Source organism: Pseudoclavibacter sp. RFBA6 (assembly GCF_002931575.1).
GTDB lineage: Bacteria > Actinomycetota > Actinomycetes > Actinomycetales > Microbacteriaceae > Pseudoclavibacter > Pseudoclavibacter terrae.
Genome location: NZ_PSUA01000011.1, coordinates 95,421 through 110,287, shown reverse-complemented (window position 1 = coordinate 110,287; position 14,867 = coordinate 95,421). Strand labels below are relative to the sequence as shown.

Genomic DNA, 14,867 nt, shown 5'->3' with positions numbered 1-14,867 from the left:
CAATGGAGGAATCATGGCAACCATCGAAGAGACGCTTGTGCTCGTCAAGCCGGACGGCGTGCAGCGCGGCCTCACGGGCGAAGTGCTCCGCCGCATCGAGACGAAGGGCTACTCGCTCGTCGACATCCGCCTCGTGCACGCCGACCGCGCCATCCTGTCCGCGCACTACGCGGAGCACGAGGGCAAGCCGTTCTACGAGGGGCTCCTCGAGTTCATGCAGTCGGGACCGACCGTCGCGATCCGCGTCGCGGGCCACCGCGTCATCGAGGGCTTCCGCTCGCTGGCAGGCACCACCGACCCCACGACGGCCGCACCCGGCACGATTCGCGGCGACCTCGGCCGCGACTGGGACGCGGGCGTCCTGCTGAACATCGTCCACGGGTCCGACTCCACCTCGTCGGCACAGCGCGAGCTCGGCATCTGGTTCGCGGGCTGACCGACTCGGGCTGCAGGGCGGCGGAGTCGTAGGCTTCGCAATAGGCGGACCGGCAGGTCCGACACGAGTGATTCGGGGGCGAGGCACGGATGAAGGCTGGGCGAGGATCGTCTGCGACGGCAGACGGTGAGCGGCTCGATGAGCTGGCCGCGGCGTGGCGCGTCGCGTTGCGCGACGAGCTGCCGGCCGCGGTGCGCCTCCGCCAGGAGCTGCACGCGAACCCCAGGCTCTCCGGTGACGAGAACGAGACCGCCGCTCGTCTCGAGAGCGAGCTCGGCGACCGGGTCGCGATGCATCGCATCGCCGACTCTGGCCGCATCGGGCGACTCGGCCCGAGTGCGGGGGGTGCGGTGGGAGTCCGGGCGGAGTTGGACGCGCTGCCCCTGACCGAGCTCACCGGAGTTCCGTTCGCCTCGGCCAACGGGGCGATGCACGCGTGCGGTCATGACGTGCATCAGGCCGCGCTGGTCGCATTCATCCGCGCCGCCGACCACCTGGAGCTGCCCGTCGGTCTGGTGCCGATCCTCCAACCGCGGGAAGAGACCTATCCGTCCGGTGCGCATCAGATCGTCCAGGAGGGCGGTCTCGAGCGGTTCCAGGTCGAGCACGTCATCGGCGCACACGTGCACCCGGGCGTGCCGCGAGGTGCCATCGCGATCGGCGGCGGCTACATCAACGCGGCCGCTGACGAGATCGAGATCTCACTCCAGGGGCGCGGCGGCCACGGTGCGTACCCGCACCAGGCAGCCGATCCCGTCGCGGCGATCGCCCAGATCGCCCTCGGCCTGCCCGAGGTGGTCCGTCGCACCATCTCCCCGATGAACCCCGCCGTGATCAGCGTCGGCACGCTGAGCGCGGGGGAGGGGGCGGCGAACGTGCTGCCCTCGAGCGCGCGGCTGCTCGCGTCCATGCGCACCACCGCCCCCAGAGACCGTGAACTGCTCTTCGCGGCCGTGCAGCATCTCGCGGTGCGCACGGCAGAGGCCTACGGCACGGAGGCCGTCGTCCACATGCATCAGAACATGCCGGTGCTCATCAACGACTCCCACCTGGCCTCCGACGCCGACGACTGGCTCGCGCGGCTCGGCGTCGACGGCGCTGAGCCCATGCGCTCGCTGGGTGGCGACGACTTCTCGTACTACTGCGACGAGGTGCCGTCGATCATGTGCTTCGCTGGCGTCGAGACGGCTGGGCTTCCCGGTCCGGATGGCGCCTACGCCCCGACGCTGCACCACCCGCGGTTCCTGCCGACGGAAGACGCGGTGGGGCTTGTGGCCAGCGCCTTCCTCGCCGGGTACTGCGCGGCCGCCGAGCGCATCCTCGGCATCGCCCACCACAGGCGCGCCCTTCCCTGACGATCGGCCCACAGCCGAATCAGGGCCCGGGAGCGTCGGCCGTGCGATACTGGGACCGTCGACCGGGCAGAGTCCCACGGCACCCGAAGTTTTTCAGGCACGCGCCACGAGCAGAGCAACGCTCCGTCGCACGCGCCGCAGGCAGGATCGCCGCAACCGCGGCACAGCACGAACAACATTTCCGCCGAACGGGCGGAGACCATTTTCGATGAGGATGCGTAACATCCTCATCGCCCGGAGGGGTGGGCGCACGCTTTGCGCCACGCCGGAGTAGGAGCACACCAGAAATGGTGACCACAAACGAATCAGACCAGAACACCAACACGGAGTCGGCGAGCGCCCAGGAGCAGCTCGACGCGGAACTCCGCCAGGAGTCCGCGCAGGCGGTTGCAGAAGAGACCGAGGAACAGGGTTCCGGGGAAGACGCGACGTCGCCCATCCCTGCCGTCCTCTCGTCGACGACGCTGTTCTTCCTGCAGCCCGATCTGCCGCCGGTCCTGGAGCGCGCACCGCGCGAGGACCGCAGCCGGTCGCGCCGCCAGGACGACGAGCCGTACGAGCGTTCGGAGCGCGCCGACCGCTACGACCGCCAGGAGTCGACCGACCGCTCCGACCGCGGAGAGCGTTCGGAGCGTGGAGACCGCTCAGACCGTGGAGACCGCTCACGCGATTCCTCCCGTGACGACCGCAGGCAGGCATCCGCCGAGCGCTCCCAGTCGACGACTCGCCGCCGTCAGCCTCGTGAGGAGCAGCAGGCCGAAGAGCCGGTGCTCATCACGGAGCCGCAGAAGATCAAGGGCTCCACTCGTCTCGAAGCGAAGCGCCAGCGACGCCGCGAGGGTCGCGAGAGCGGTCGCCGTCGCCAGGTCGTCACCGAATCCGAGTTCCTCGCCCGGCGCGAGTCCGTCGACCGCGTCATGCTCGTCCGAGCCAAGGACGACCGCGTGCAGATCGGCGTGCTCGAGGACAAGGTCCTCGTCGAGCACTACGTCGCCCGCTCGCAGGAGTCGTCGCTCATCGGGAACGTCTACCTCGGCCGCGTCCAGAACGTGCTGCCGAGCATGGAAGCCGCCTTCATCGACATCGGTCGCGGACGCAACGCCGTCCTCTACTCCGGCGAGGTCGACTGGGCCGCTGCAGAGGTCGGTGGCAAGTCGCGTCGCATCGAGAACGCCCTCAAGCCCGGCGACCGCGTGCTCGTCCAGGTCACGAAGGACCCGATCGGCCACAAGGGTGCGCGCCTCACGAGCCAGGTCTCGCTTCCCGGCCGCTACCTCGTCTACGTTCCCGGCAACTCGATGAACGGCATCTCACGCAAGCTGCCGGACACCGAGCGCGCTCGCCTCAAGAAGATCCTGAAGGAGACCCTGCCGGCAGGCGTCGGCGTCATCGTGCGCACGGCCGCCGAGGGAGCGACTCAGGACCAGCTCGAGCGCGACGTCAACCGACTCACGGCTCAGTGGGCCGACATCTCCTCCCGCATCGAGGCCGGCCCGGCTCCTGCGCTCCTGCACTCCGAGCCCGACCTGCTCATCAAGATCATCCGCGATGTCTTCAACGAGGACTTCCAGAAGATCGTGATCCAGGGCAGCGACGAGCTCGAGACCATCACGACCTACCTGCGCCAGGTGGCCCCTGACCTCGTCGATCGCGTCGAGGCATTCCAGGGCGGCGACGTCTTCGCCGAGTACCGCGCCACCGAGCACATCGAGAAGGCCCTCGACCGCAAGGTCTGGCTGCCCTCCGGTGGATCGCTGGTCATCGACCGCACTGAGGCCATGACGGTCGTCGACGTCAACACGGGGAAGTTCGTCGGCTCCGGCGGCAACCTCGAGGAGACGGTCACGAAGAACAACCTCGAGGCCGCCGAAGAGGTGGTGCGTCAGCTGCGTCTCCGCGACATCGGCGGCATCATCGTCGTCGACTTCATCGACATGGTGCTCGAATCGAACCGCGACCTCGTCATGCGTCGCCTCATCGAGTGCCTCAGCCGCGACCGGACCAAGCACCAGGTCGCCGAGGTCACGAGCCTCGGTCTGGTGCAGATGACCCGCAAGAAGCTGGGCCTCGGCCTGCTCGAGACGTTCAGCGAACCGTGCGAGTCCTGCGCGGGTCGCGGAGTCATCGTGTTCCACGACCCGGTGCTCAAGCACCGCGGTGGCGCTCCTGACAGTGCCGCCAACAGCAAGAACGGCCGCAAGGGTCGCGGCGGCGGACAGCAGCGAGAGCAGCAGGGCCCTCGGGCGGTCGCAGCTCCAGCGGCGCCGTCGACGTCCACGCACGGCATCACGGACGAGCTCCGTGGGGCCCTCTCCAAGATCGCCGCGTCCACCATCAACGGTCAGAAGCCGGGTGAGCACGGCGAGGAGCAGGCCGCGGAATCGCAGTCGCAGCCAGGCGCCCAGGCTCCGGCCGCCGACGAGCGGGGTGACGAGCAGGCTGCCCAGCCGAGTGAGTCTCGTCGCTCGCGTCGCGGACGCCGGCGTGCCAAGACGGACGCCCAGGCGCCCGCATCGACGCACGACCAGGCGCACGACCAGGCGCCGGAGGTGGCATCTGGCGACGCGGCGTCTGTCGACCGCAACGAGGCACAGCAGTCCGACAGCGACGACCGCAAGGCTCGCGCCAGTGAGAACCTCTTCGACTTCGACTCGGCCAAGAGTGCCGAGCCGGCCCAGACCACGCGCGAGGCCGACCCGGCAGCGCTGCGCGAACTCGACTCGCTGCTGGATGCGCTGGTCGCCCCCGAGGGTGAACAGCAGCAGCCCGCAGCGAGCGAAACGACCGGGGCCCCAGCCGCGGTCGAGGTGACGACACCCGCCGCCGCCCCTGAGGAGTCTCAGGATGCGTCGGTGACGTCGGCACCGAAGGCAGTCCAGCCGGTCACGGCTGAGCCGCCGAAGGGTGCTTCGGGGCGTCCGCGCCGCCGCCGCATCACGACGCCTCCGCTCTCCGCCGAATAGGCGGCCAGAGCAGGGCGGCCGGGCGCGAGAGCGCCCACCGGGTGGGTGCGCTTGCGCGTACCGACCCTGCCGGGTAAAGTGGTTCGCTGTTGCACGTTTGCATTCGTGCTGGCATTCCCTCGCCCGGTAGCAGGGCAGAGTCAGCTCGCCGCAGCGAGCAGGGCTTCCAGAGTTTGAACACACAGCGTCCGACCTTGTCGGGCTCGGAGAAAAGGTACTGAAGTGGTATTCGCAGTTGTGCGCGCCGGTGGACGGCAGGAGAAGGTAGAGGTGGGCACTGTGCTCACCACGAACCGTGTTGTTGCCGACAAGAAGGGCAACGTCACGCTTCCGGCTGTGCTGCTCGTCGACGGTGAGACCATCACGAGTGACGCAGAGAAGCTCGCTAAGGTCACGGTGACTGCCGAGGTCCTGAACGACCTCCGTGGCCCGAAGATCGTCATCCAGAAGTACAAGAACAAGACCGGTTACAAGAAGCGTCAGGGCCACCGTCAGGAGCTCACGCGCATCAAGATCACCGACATCAAGTAAGTCGAGGAGCAGACTTCAATGGCACACAAAAAGGGAGCGAGCTCGACTCGCAACGGCCGTGACTCGAACGCTCAGCGCCTCGGCGTGAAGCGCTTCGCGGGCCAGACCGTCAGCGCGGGCGAGATCCTCGTCCGTCAGCGCGGCACGCACTTCCACCCCGGCGCCCTCGTGGGCCGCGGTGGCGACGACACGCTGTTCGCCCTCTCGGCAGGCATCGTCGAGTTCGGTGCGAAGGGCCGCCGCAAGGTGGTCAACATCGTCGCTGGCGAATAGCAGCAAGCACAGTCCCTGAATTCAGGGCGGTGTCAGGATGAGGGGCGGGCCACGGTCCGCCCCTCATCCGTCTTTTCAGGACCAATCGTTCTACAGGAGCTCTTCATGGCCACCTTCGTCGACCAGGTGACGCTGTATCTGCGCGCCGGAGAGGGTGGCAACGGCTGCGTCTCCGTCAAGCGCGAGAAGTTCAAGCCACTCGCCGGCCCCGATGGCGGTGACGGCGGCAACGGTGGAAGCATCACGTTCTTCGCCGACCCGCAGGAGACGACGCTGCTGTCGTACCACCACAAGCCGCACCGCTCGAGCGACAAGGGCGGCTTCGGCATGGGTGACTGGCGCAACGGCTACACGGGTCAGCCGCTCGACCTTCCCGTTCCCGTCGGCACGGTTGTCCGTGACGCGGACGGGGTCGAGCTCGCCGACCTGTCGGAGCCCGGCATGCGCTACGTCGCGGCCGAGGGCGGCCAGGGCGGCCTGGGAAACGCCTCACTCGCGAACACCAAGCGCAAGGCTCCCGGCTTCGCGCTGCTCGGCACGCCCGGCGAGGAGCTGCAGGTGCAGCTCGAGCTCAAGATCGTCGCCGACGTCGCGTTCGTCGGCTACCCGTCAGCCGGCAAGTCGAGTCTCATCGCGGCCATGTCCGCCGCGAAGCCGAAGATCGCCGACTACCCCTTCACGACGCTCCACCCCAACCTCGGCGTCGTGCAGGCGGCCCAGTACCGCTACACGGTCGCCGACGTGCCCGGACTCATCGAGGGCGCGAGCGAGGGCAAGGGGCTCGGCCTCGACTTCCTGAGGCACGTCGAGCGGTGCTCTGCGCTCCTGCACGTACTCGACTGCGGAACGCTCGATCCTGGTCGCGACCCGATCAGCGACCTCGATGTCATCCTCGAGGAGCTGCGCAGCTACCCGGTGCCCGAGGGGCAGACGCCCCTGCTCGAGCGTCCCCAGCTCATCGCGCTGAACAAGATCGACCTGCCGGACGGCCGCGAGCTCGCGGACTTCGTCCGTCCCGAGCTCGAGGAGCGCGGCTACCGCGTCTTCGAGATCTCCACCGTCAGCCACGAAGGGCTCAAGGAGCTCTCCTTCGCGCTCGGTGAGCTCATCGAACGCGACCGCGAGGCGAAGCTGGCCGAGCTGGCCATCAAGCCGCGCATCGTGCTTCGCCCACGCCCCGTCGACGAGAAGGACTTCGAGATCCGCGTCGAGGGCGGAACGCACGGCAACACCTACCGGATCCTGGGCGAGAAGCCGCAGCGCTGGGTGGCGCAGACCGACTTCGCCAATGACGAGGCGATCGGCTACCTCGCCGACCGTCTCAACAAGATCGGCGTCGAGGATGCCCTCTTCAAGGCGGGTGCCGTCGCAGGGTCCGCAGTGATCATCGGACCCGGCTCGCAGGGCATCGTCTTCGACTGGGAGCCCACGCTCACGAGCGCGGCCGAGCTGACCGTCTCGCCTCGTGGCACGGACAGTCGCCTCGAGGAGAACGCCCGCACGACGACTCGCGAGCGTCGCGAGGGCTACTACGAGCGGATGGATGGCAAGGCCGCGGCCCGCGCCGAGCTCGAGCGTGAGCGCGAGGGCGGCGTATGGAAGGTCGACGAGTGACCCGTCGAACATGGGTAGGATGGACGGCATGATCGAGCTGATTCCTGCCGTGCTTGCCAACGCTGTGCTAGCTGAAACTCTGCTTGCTGAAGAGGGGCACCACGTCGTCAACGAGCTGGCGATGCCCCCGATCATGTTCGGCGTCGTCACGCTCGTCACCTTCGTGGTCCTCATCGCCGTGACGTACGCGTTCCGGAACACGTGGCACAGCCACCCGGTCGACTCGAAGGTCGTGCCGTACGAGCCGTTCAACCACGCTGGTGTCATCGAAGCCGGTTCGGTCCACTCGAAGCACTAGCGCGAAGAGCCGCGCCGCCCCCATGCCTCCTACCGTCGAGACCTCCCCTGCAGTCGCGCGTCGCCGTGTCGGCATCATGGGCGGCACCTTCGACCCCATTCACCACGGGCATCTCGTGGCGGCGAGCGAGGCGGCAGCGCACTTCGAGCTCGACGAGGTGCTCTTCGTGCCGACGGGCAAGCCGTCGCACAAGTCGCAGGTGACGCCGGTCGAGCACCGCTACCTCATGACGGTCATCGCGACGGCCTCGAACCCACGATTCAAGGTCAGTCGAGTCGACGTCGACCGCGACGGTCCCACGTACACGATCGACACGCTTCGCGACGTGCAGCGGCTCCGTCCTGATGCGGACCTCTACTTCATCACGGGCGCGGACGCCATCGCGCAGATCCTCGGCTGGAAGAACTCGCTCGAGCTCTTCGAGCTCGCGCAGTTCGTGGCGGTCTCTCGACCCGGCCACGAACTGCGAACCGACGGGATCCCGGCAGACAAGGTCGCCGTCCTCCAGATTCCCGCGCTGGCGATCTCCTCGACCGACATCAGGGAGCGCGCCTACGAGGAGAAGCCGGTCTGGTACCTGGTCCCGGATGGCGTCGTGCAGTACATGGCGAAGCACCGGCTGTACACGGCTGAAGAGATTGATGCGATATGAGTGACGCTCCACTGACCCGCCGCGAGCTGCGAGAGCTCGAACGGCGCCGCGAGAAGGGCGAGGAGACACCGCTGCCGAACCGCACGCCGACCGTCTCGGTCGAGGCGGAAGCTCCGAGCAGTGACGTCCGGAGCGCGGATGTGGCGAGCGCGGATGTGGCGAGCGCTGGAGAGACGAGCGCTGACGCCAAAGGACTGCCTTCAGCGCCTTCGCCCGCATCCGGTGTCGCCCTCGAGGCTCCGCTGCAGATCGACGGGCTCTCGCCCGAGCGTCCCGCGGAGACAACCGATACGTCGGAGGCGGCGGAGCTGCCTGGCGACTCGTTCAACCGCAGCCCTGCCGCCGTCGAACAGGAGGCCCAGGAAGACGGCACGAGCGGCGACTACTTCCGTCGCCTCGTGATGGCGAGCCACTCCACGGACGAGACGCCGACGGGCATGATCGTCATGCCCGAGATGAGCTCGCCGGACATCACGGGTGCCCTCAGCGGGGCCGGTGACCTCATGGTCACGGGCAAGATGCAGGTCTCCCGTGAGCTGTCCAACTTCGGCACGCTCACCAGCGGCCTCGACTCGCCCGAGATCGACCGCGAGGACGATGGCGACGAGCCGCAGCCGGGCAGAGTCGTCGAGGAGCACACGCCGGTCGCTGCCAGTCGTGCAGTCCGCGAGCCGGGCATGCCGCTCGCGCCGCGTCGCGGACACGGCATCCGTCTCTCGATCTGGGCCGTCGTCAGCGGGATCGCCGTCGCTGTGGCTGGCGTTGTCGCCGTGATCCTGGGTATCGTTCAGGGTTGGTTCTGATCAGCTGGCGAGCGCATCGCCTCTCGGACACCACGATGAGCTCTCAAGGGCTCTCAACGAAAGGGACCGAATGACCGCGAGTACGCGAGCAATCGAACTGGCACACGTCGCAGCGAAAGCCGCCGACACGAGACTCGGCTTCGACATCGTCGCCCTCGACGTCTCGAACAACATGCCGCTCACGGACATCTTCCTGCTCGTCTCCGGCCGAAACGAGCGCATGGTGCTGTCCATCGCCGACGAGATCGAAGACGCGATGCGCGACATCGGGCAGCGCACGCTCCGCCGTGAGGGTCGCCGCGAGGGCCGTTGGGTGCTCCTCGACTTCAACGACATCGTCGTGCACGTCTTCCACGAGGAAGAGCGCATGTTCTATGGGCTGGAGCGCCTGTGGAACGACGCCCCCGTCGTGAAGCTCGACATCGGGGCCGACGACGCGGAGTCGGCGGACTCGGCTCCGGAAGCGCAGAGCTGACCGGCGTGACCACCGGCAGGTCCCCCGGAGGATGGGCGTGGCTCATCCTCACCGGCTTGCTGGCGGGCTTCCTCTCCGGCCTCTTCGGCGTCGGTGGGGGCATCCTCATCGTGCCCGCTCTCATCTACCTGGTGCGACTCGACCCACGCTTGGCGGCCGGCACCTCGCTGCTCGCGATCCTGCCCTCGGCGATCGTCGGCGTCGTGACGTACGCGATCGGCGGCCACGTCGATCTGCTGCTCGCGGCGCTCCTGGCGGCGGGGGCTATCATCGGGGCGCCGATCGGGTCATGGCTCCTGCAGAAGGTCTCCAAGCGCACCCTGCAGTGGTCGTTCATCGCCTTCATCGGCGTGGTGATCGTCTCCCTCTTCCTCGTCGTGCCGTCGAGGGACGCCGCCGTCCATATCGACGTCCTCGGGGGAGTGCTGCTCGTCGTCCTCGGCCTCTGCACTGGAGTGCTCTCCGGGTTGCTCGGCATCGGCGGCGGTGTTGTCGTCGTCCCCATGCTGGTCGTGCTGTTCGGATCGAGCGACCTGCTGGCCAAGGGCAGCTCGCTGCTCATGATGATCCCGACGGCGATCTCCGGCACGATCAGCAACTTCCGACGCAAGAACGTCGACGTGGGCGCTGGCCTCGCCGTCGGTGGGGCGGCTTGCCTGACGACGAGCTTCGGAGGGTTGAGCGCGGCGGCCATCTCGCCATCGCTCGCGAATATCCTCTTCGCCGCGTTCCTCGCGGCGACCGCCATCCGCATGGCCGTCGACGCGTGGCCACGCCGTCGCGCACAGTAGCGACACGCGTCGGCCGCCTCGATTTGGTACGCCTCAGGTTCTGAGCTATTATTTTCGAGTTCCCGGAAACGGGTGCGGGTCTGTGGCGCAGCTGGTAGCGCACCTGCATGGCATGCAGGGGGTCAGGGGTTCGAATCCCCTCAGATCCACTAAGAAGCCCCGGTCAGCACACGCTGACCGGGGCTTTCTCGATCGTGCCGCGGGCGTGTGCGGTCCTCACCCCGCACTTGCGACGTCGGCATGGGGCAGGATGTCCGCATGGCGAGACGCATAACCAGCGACAACGCGCGCGCGAACTGGAGCGCGCTGATCGCGACGCCCTTCGCGGCAGCCTTCTACATCTTCGTGGCGAGCAGGCTCGGGGTCGAGATCGGCGACTCCGTGCGCTACCTGGTGAGCATCTTCATCGTCTTCTGGCCGCTGTTCGGTGCGGTCTACCTGATCTGGACGCACCTGGCGTACCGCAACGCGGACACCGTGCAGTTGCGGGTGGCGTCCCGGCAGGAGCGCATCACCAAGCGTCGATGGTGGCATCGGCTTGTCGGCTACGGGGGAGCGACCGACTGGACGACCGCCGGCGCCATGGTCGCCGTCGCTCTGACGATCGCGATCGCGCAGGAACCCGCGTTCCGTGACCAGACGATCTTCGTGGTGCTCGGGCTCGCGACGGTGGCCGCGTCGTGGGCGCTCATGGTCTACGCCTTCGCGCTCGAGTACTTGCGCCTGGACGCGACAGCAGCGACGGAGTCGGCGGTCGGTCTCGAGGGCGCACCCGCCCTCGAGCAAGAGTGCGCGCGTCGCCCGGAGATCGTGTTCCCGTTCGAGGAGGAACCGCGGTTCGGCGACTATCTGACGCTCGCCGTGCTGATGTCGACGATGGCCGCGACCGCCTCGGCAGAGATCACGTCCCGCCGAGGCTGGCGGATCGCGCGCACGAACGTCGTGCTGGCGTTCTCGTTCAACTCGGTCATCGTCGCGATGATGGTGTCGGTGCTCTTCGGTGGCCTCACGAGCTAGTCGTTCGGCAGGATGACGAGGTTGCCGACCTTGCGACCGGAGTCCACGACGAGTTCCGTTCGAACCCGGCAGTCGCGGTCCTCGCCCACCACGACGCGACGCTCGGCTCGCTGCGCGCCGGCGGGTTCCCGGTGCTGCTGTCCTCACCTGCCTACTCGCTGCTCGATGCGTACGTCTTCGGGTTCGTGCTCACCGAGCAGAACCTGCCGGTCGAGCAGAGCCAGAACGCGGAGGAGTTCGTCGCCGCGATGGAGCTGCCCGCCGACGAGTTCCCACACCTCGCGGAGCTCGTCGGCGAACGCATCATCGGTGGTGCGTACGACTTCGCTGACGAGTTCGACGTCGGCCTCGAGATGATCCTCGACCAGCTCGAGACGAGGCTGGCCCTCGAGCGGGGCGCGTGAACGGCGTCAGCGGACGACGCGGAAGCCCGCGATGCCCTTCGGGGTGCGCTCGGAGACACGCGAGGAGGTGACCTCTGCAAACTGCGGCCCCTCCGCCATCCACGCGAGCAGCGCGTCGACCTGGCTCTCCTCACCCTCGAGCTCGGCTTCGACCCGGCCGTCGTGCAGGTTGCGCACCCAGCCGCTCACACTGAGGCGCTCGGCCTCCTGCGCGGCGCCGAAGCGATAGCCGACGCCCTGCACGTTCCCGGACACGATCACGTTGACTCTCCGCATGGGCACATTCTGCTCCGAACGCGGTGAATGGGGGAATACACCGCCCCGGCTCGCCCTGAGACACAGGGTTCTCCCACCTCGGGCACCTCCGGCTGCTGGCGGCAGCGGCAGCAAGGCCGTCCCGAGGACTGCAGAGGTATGGACGCAGCTTCAGGTGAGGTGCGAGAGCTCGCCGACGTCGTAGCCGGTGTCTGGCAGACAGCCGAGTTCCGTCAGCAGCTCCGGCATCGTCCAGAGGCGCACCTCCTGCGGGCGGTTGGCCGCAACCGCGGCTCTCGCGCTGCCTCGCACCGCGAGCATCCGCACGCTGACCGGCGAGGGGGTCGGTGCGGCAGGATCGCCGGGGGTACGAGCGCCGGCGAGATCTGGGGATGGGGCGCCGTGCACGCGGTGCCAGCCGGCATGCTCCGGGTCCGGATGCTCGTCGACGCGCAGCGAGGCGGGCTCGGTCCGCAGGCCGGTGCCGGAGACCTTCAGCGCCGCCTCCTTGGCGGTCCAGGTGCCGATGCGGGCTGCGACAGCTGCCGGCTGGCCGAGGTCGGAGACCCGAGCGCGTTCGTCCGGGTGCAGCGCATACGCATCGAACCCGGCCCACAGCTGTCGCGGGACGGTCTCGATGTCGACGCCGATCGCATCCGCGGGGTCCGCGATCGCGACGAGCACCCGTCCAGTGCTCGTCGAGGAGCTCAGGGCGAAGTCGGCGCTGCGCGGCTGGCCGTGCTGGCGACCGCAGTCCGGGCAGAGACGGGAGATCTCGAGCTCGCTCGCCTGCTCGAGCGGCAGACCGCGCCCCCAGGCTGCGAGCAGGCGCAGCGCGGCGCGTCCCGCTAGCGTTCGTCGACGCAGCTCCTCACTGCGCCTGGCGCTCGCCGTGACGCGGTCGTCCTGGCTCGCGCACATCGACGCGGCGTCCAGTACCTCGTCGATGCCAGCGGCGAGCACGGCGATCATCGGCGGCTGATGCGGCGGTACTGCCAGACCGCGATCGGGGCGAAGATCGCGATGATGGCGACGCTGCAGAGGAAGGCGTAGAGCACGGCGTTCTCGGCAGGCCATCCGCCGGCGGCCGTGAAGCCGCTCGGGGCCGCGTTCCCGAAGAGCTCTCGTACGGCGCTTGCCACCGCGGTGACCGGGTTCCACTCGGCGAAGGCGCGAAGGGGGCCGGGAAGCATGTCGGCGGAGACGAAGGCCCCGGAGATGAAGCAGACGGGGAACAGCCAGAGGAGGCCGAGGCTCTGAGCGACCTCGACGCTCTTGGCGGTCAACGCGATCGTCGCTCCGATCCAGGAGGTCGCGAAGGCGAACAGCAGGAGCAGCCCGAACGCGAGGAGCACCTCGAGTGGGCCGGACTCGACGCGCCAGCCGATCGCGAGTCCGCAGCTCAGGATCACGGCGATCGAGATGATGCTCGTGACGAGGTCTGAGCTGGTCCGACCCAGGATGACGCCCACGCGCGACATCGGCAGCGTGCGCAGCCGGTCGATGAGGCCCGACTGGAGGTCCTTCGCCAGGTAGACAGCCGTGAACGAGGAGTTGAAGGTGAGCGTCTGCGCGAGGATGCCGCCGATGAGGAACTGCCGGTAGTCGGCTCCGCCGAGCGCCCCGCCGAAGACGAACGCGAGGATGAGCACGAAGATGATGGGCTGGGCGATGCCGGTGACCAGCGCTCCCGGCGTGCGCTGGACGTTGAGGACGTTCCGGCGGGCGACGATGCTGCCGTCGCGGAATGCTGCCGTGATGGCGCTCACGCGGTGACCGCCTCTCGCTCGTCGTGCGCGGTCGCATCCGCGGTCGGTTCATCCGGCCGCTGGCCCGTGATCTGGAGGAACACCTCGTCCAGCGTGGGCTGCCGGAGGGCGGCCTCGCTCGTGGCGATGTCAGCGTCCTCGAGCGCACGCAGGACGGTGGACAGGTCGTGGCTGCCACGCGGTGCCTTGGCGGTGATGCGCACACCACGGTCGTCGAGGGACGCCTCGCTGCTGATGCTTGCGACGAGGTCGAGCGCGCGGCGTCCGTCGTCGGAGGACTCGAGGACGAGGTCGATCGACGCGCCACCGGCTCGGGCCTTGAGCTGGGCGGCCGTGCCCTCCGCGACGATGCTGCCCGCGTCGATGACGGAGATGGAGTCGGCGAGCTGGTCGGCCTCTTCCAGGTACTGCGTGGTCAGCAGCACGGTCGTGCCCGCCGTGGCGAGGGTCTGGATGGCGTCCCACGTGTCGCGGCGCCCTCGTGGGTCGAGGCCGGTCGTCGGCTCGTCGAGGATCACGACGGGCGGACGGGCGACGATCGCGCCCGCCAGGTCGAGGCGCCGGCGCATGCCGCCGGAGTAGTCGCCGGCGCGCTTCTTCGCCGGCAGGTCGTCGAGTCGGAAGTCGCGTAGGAGCTCGTTGGCCCTGGCGCGGGCGTCTCGCCTGCGCATCCCGTAGAGCTGGCCGACCATCGTCAGGTTCTCGACTCCCGTGAGCTTCTCGTCGACGGCCGCGTACTGACCGGAGACCCCGATGCTGCGGCGGACGTCCTGCGCCTCGTGCTGCACCGAATGGCCGGCCACCTCCACGTCGCCCTCATCGGGATCGAGCAGCGTCGTGACGACGCGCACCGTGGTGGTCTTGCCAGCGCCGTTCGGCCCGAGGAGGGCGTGGACGGAGCCGGCGGGGATCTCGAGGTCGACGCCGTCGAGCGCGGTGAAGTCGCCGAATCGCTTCCGCAGGCCGCGAATCGAGATCACGAGACCGCCAGGTCGCGCTCGCGGACCGGCGTGATGTCCCGCCAGTTCTCGGTCACGTAGTCGAGGCAGGCCTGCTTGGGGGCCGGTCCGTAGACCACGACCCACCCTGCGGGGACGTCGGCGAAGTCTGGCCACAGGGAGTGCTGCTGCAGGTCGTTGACAAGAACTCGGAACTCTGCGGATGTGTCATCGAACGGATTGGTCATGATGTTCCCTTCACTCGTCACGCGCGGGGGTCGTGGTGGAGGTGG

At 68.5% G+C, this 14,867-nt stretch carries 18 protein-coding genes and 1 tRNA gene; 14 read left to right on the top strand and 5 right to left on the bottom strand.

Annotation, left to right across the window (positions count from 1 at the left end; all coding sequences use genetic code 11):
- Nucleotides 1-13 precede the first annotated feature (13 nt).
- The 14 genes from ndk (at nucleotide 14) to C5C17_RS18590 (ending at nucleotide 11,612) form a co-directional block, all read left to right on the top strand.
- A complete protein-coding gene (gene ndk, locus C5C17_RS09055) occupies nucleotides 14-436 on the top strand; it encodes a nucleoside-diphosphate kinase (protein ID WP_104253068.1) in 423 nt (140 codons plus the stop codon).
- Nucleotides 437-525: 89 nt separating this feature from the next.
- Nucleotides 526-1,791 (top strand): M20 family metallopeptidase, encoded by a 1,266-nt coding sequence (locus tag C5C17_RS09050; RefSeq protein WP_104253067.1) that lies wholly within the window; start codon nucleotides 526-528, stop codon nucleotides 1,789-1,791.
- Between the two features lie 287 nt (nucleotides 1,792-2,078).
- Complete coding sequence (locus C5C17_RS09045) at nucleotides 2,079-4,754, top strand: Rne/Rng family ribonuclease (protein WP_104253066.1); 2,676 nt, start codon at nucleotides 2,079-2,081, stop codon at nucleotides 4,752-4,754.
- A 222-nt stretch (nucleotides 4,755-4,976) separates the two neighbouring features.
- Nucleotides 4,977-5,285 (top strand): 50S ribosomal protein L21, encoded by a 309-nt coding sequence (rplU, locus tag C5C17_RS09040; protein ID WP_068481311.1) that lies wholly within the window; start codon nucleotides 4,977-4,979, stop codon nucleotides 5,283-5,285.
- Between the two features lie 18 nt (nucleotides 5,286-5,303).
- Nucleotides 5,304-5,558: a 50S ribosomal protein L27 gene (gene rpmA / locus C5C17_RS09035; RefSeq protein ID WP_068481308.1), complete on the top strand. Its 255-nt coding sequence runs from the start codon at nucleotides 5,304-5,306 to the stop codon at nucleotides 5,556-5,558.
- Nucleotides 5,559-5,663: 105 nt separating this feature from the next.
- Nucleotides 5,664-7,172: a GTPase ObgE gene (gene obgE / locus C5C17_RS09030; protein ID WP_104253065.1), complete on the top strand. Its 1,509-nt coding sequence runs from the start codon at nucleotides 5,664-5,666 to the stop codon at nucleotides 7,170-7,172.
- A 28-nt stretch (nucleotides 7,173-7,200) separates the two neighbouring features.
- On the top strand, nucleotides 7,201-7,470 hold the full coding sequence (locus C5C17_RS09025) for a hypothetical protein (protein WP_146079117.1): 270 nt from the start codon (nucleotides 7,201-7,203) through the stop codon (nucleotides 7,468-7,470).
- A gap of 22 nt (nucleotides 7,471-7,492) precedes the next feature.
- Nucleotides 7,493-8,122 carry a nicotinate-nucleotide adenylyltransferase gene (gene nadD / locus C5C17_RS09020; RefSeq protein ID WP_104253063.1) on the top strand — a complete coding sequence of 210 codons (630 nt, stop codon included), beginning with the start codon at nucleotides 7,493-7,495 and terminating at the stop codon, nucleotides 8,120-8,122.
- Nucleotides 8,119-8,925: a hypothetical protein gene (locus C5C17_RS09015; RefSeq protein WP_104253062.1), complete on the top strand. Its 807-nt coding sequence runs from the start codon at nucleotides 8,119-8,121 to the stop codon at nucleotides 8,923-8,925. Before nadD ends, C5C17_RS09015 begins: the two co-directional genes overlap by 4 nt.
- 70 nt (nucleotides 8,926-8,995) lie before the next feature.
- Nucleotides 8,996-9,400 carry a ribosome silencing factor gene (rsfS, locus tag C5C17_RS09010; RefSeq protein ID WP_104253061.1) on the top strand — a complete coding sequence of 135 codons (405 nt, stop codon included), beginning with the start codon at nucleotides 8,996-8,998 and terminating at the stop codon, nucleotides 9,398-9,400.
- A gap of 5 nt (nucleotides 9,401-9,405) precedes the next feature.
- Nucleotides 9,406-10,191 (top strand): sulfite exporter TauE/SafE family protein, encoded by a 786-nt coding sequence (locus C5C17_RS09005; protein WP_258066109.1) that lies wholly within the window; start codon nucleotides 9,406-9,408, stop codon nucleotides 10,189-10,191.
- A 76-nt stretch (nucleotides 10,192-10,267) separates the two neighbouring features.
- A tRNA-Ala gene (locus tag C5C17_RS09000) sits at nucleotides 10,268-10,340 on the top strand.
- 109 nt (nucleotides 10,341-10,449) lie between these two features.
- Complete coding sequence (locus C5C17_RS08995) at nucleotides 10,450-11,208, top strand: DUF1345 domain-containing protein (protein ID WP_258066107.1); 759 nt, start codon at nucleotides 10,450-10,452, stop codon at nucleotides 11,206-11,208.
- Nucleotides 11,209-11,339: 131 nt separating this feature from the next.
- Nucleotides 11,340-11,612 carry a TetR/AcrR family transcriptional regulator C-terminal domain-containing protein gene (locus tag C5C17_RS18590; protein ID WP_181028544.1) on the top strand — a complete coding sequence of 91 codons (273 nt, stop codon included), beginning with the start codon at nucleotides 11,340-11,342 and terminating at the stop codon, nucleotides 11,610-11,612.
- 6 nt (nucleotides 11,613-11,618) lie between these two features.
- Here the strand turns inward: C5C17_RS18590 and C5C17_RS08985 are convergent, their stop codons facing one another.
- The 5 genes from C5C17_RS08985 to C5C17_RS08965 all read right to left on the bottom strand — a co-directional run bounded on the left by C5C17_RS08985 (nucleotide 11,619) and on the right by C5C17_RS08965 (nucleotide 14,822).
- On the bottom strand, nucleotides 11,619-11,888 hold the full coding sequence (locus C5C17_RS08985; RefSeq protein ID WP_219820495.1) for an acylphosphatase: 270 nt from the start codon (nucleotides 11,886-11,888) through the stop codon (nucleotides 11,619-11,621).
- A 150-nt stretch (nucleotides 11,889-12,038) separates the two neighbouring features.
- Nucleotides 12,039-12,839 (bottom strand): 4'-phosphopantetheinyl transferase superfamily protein, encoded by an 801-nt coding sequence (locus C5C17_RS08980; protein ID WP_181028532.1) that lies wholly within the window; start codon nucleotides 12,837-12,839, stop codon nucleotides 12,039-12,041.
- Entirely contained in the window at nucleotides 12,836-13,636 is an 801-nt protein-coding gene (locus tag C5C17_RS08975; protein ID WP_104253056.1) for an ABC transporter permease, read from the bottom strand. The genes C5C17_RS08980 and C5C17_RS08975 overlap by 4 nt, the downstream gene beginning before the upstream one ends.
- A complete protein-coding gene (locus C5C17_RS08970) occupies nucleotides 13,633-14,616 on the bottom strand; it encodes an ATP-binding cassette domain-containing protein (RefSeq protein WP_104253055.1) in 984 nt (327 codons plus the stop codon). The genes C5C17_RS08975 and C5C17_RS08970 overlap by 4 nt, the downstream gene beginning before the upstream one ends.
- Nucleotides 14,613-14,822, bottom strand: coding sequence for an MbtH family protein (locus C5C17_RS08965; protein ID WP_218855261.1), 210 nt, complete (start codon nucleotides 14,820-14,822; stop codon nucleotides 14,613-14,615). Before C5C17_RS08965 ends, C5C17_RS08970 begins: the two co-directional genes overlap by 4 nt.
- Nucleotides 14,823-14,867 lie beyond the last annotated feature (45 nt).

Excerpts from the sequence above, each read along its gene's own strand:
- C5C17_RS08980 (WP_181028532.1), bottom strand. The coding sequence starts at position 12,839 with ATGATCGCCGTGCTCGCCGCTGGCATCGACGAGGTACTGGACGCCGCG.
- C5C17_RS08985 (WP_219820495.1), bottom strand. The coding sequence starts at position 11,888 with ATGCGGAGAGTCAACGTGATCGTGTCCGGGAACGTGCAGGGCGTCGGC.
- rsfS (WP_104253061.1), top strand. The coding sequence starts at position 8,996 with ATGACCGCGAGTACGCGAGCAATCGAACTGGCACACGTCGCAGCGAAA.
- C5C17_RS09025 (WP_146079117.1), top strand. The coding sequence starts at position 7,201 with ATGATCGAGCTGATTCCTGCCGTGCTTGCCAACGCTGTGCTAGCTGAA.
- nadD (WP_104253063.1), top strand. The coding sequence starts at position 7,493 with ATGCCTCCTACCGTCGAGACCTCCCCTGCAGTCGCGCGTCGCCGTGTC.
- C5C17_RS08995 (WP_258066107.1), top strand. The coding sequence starts at position 10,450 with ATGGCGAGACGCATAACCAGCGACAACGCGCGCGCGAACTGGAGCGCG.
- C5C17_RS09015 (WP_104253062.1), top strand. The coding sequence starts at position 8,119 with ATGAGTGACGCTCCACTGACCCGCCGCGAGCTGCGAGAGCTCGAACGG.
- C5C17_RS09050 (WP_104253067.1), top strand. The coding sequence starts at position 526 with ATGAAGGCTGGGCGAGGATCGTCTGCGACGGCAGACGGTGAGCGGCTC.
- C5C17_RS08965 (WP_218855261.1), bottom strand. The coding sequence starts at position 14,822 with ATGACCAATCCGTTCGATGACACATCCGCAGAGTTCCGAGTTCTTGTC.
- ndk (WP_104253068.1), top strand. The coding sequence starts at position 14 with ATGGCAACCATCGAAGAGACGCTTGTGCTCGTCAAGCCGGACGGCGTG.
- obgE (WP_104253065.1), top strand. The coding sequence starts at position 5,664 with ATGGCCACCTTCGTCGACCAGGTGACGCTGTATCTGCGCGCCGGAGAG.
- rpmA (WP_068481308.1), top strand. The coding sequence starts at position 5,304 with ATGGCACACAAAAAGGGAGCGAGCTCGACTCGCAACGGCCGTGACTCG.
- C5C17_RS09045 (WP_104253066.1), top strand. The coding sequence starts at position 2,079 with ATGGTGACCACAAACGAATCAGACCAGAACACCAACACGGAGTCGGCG.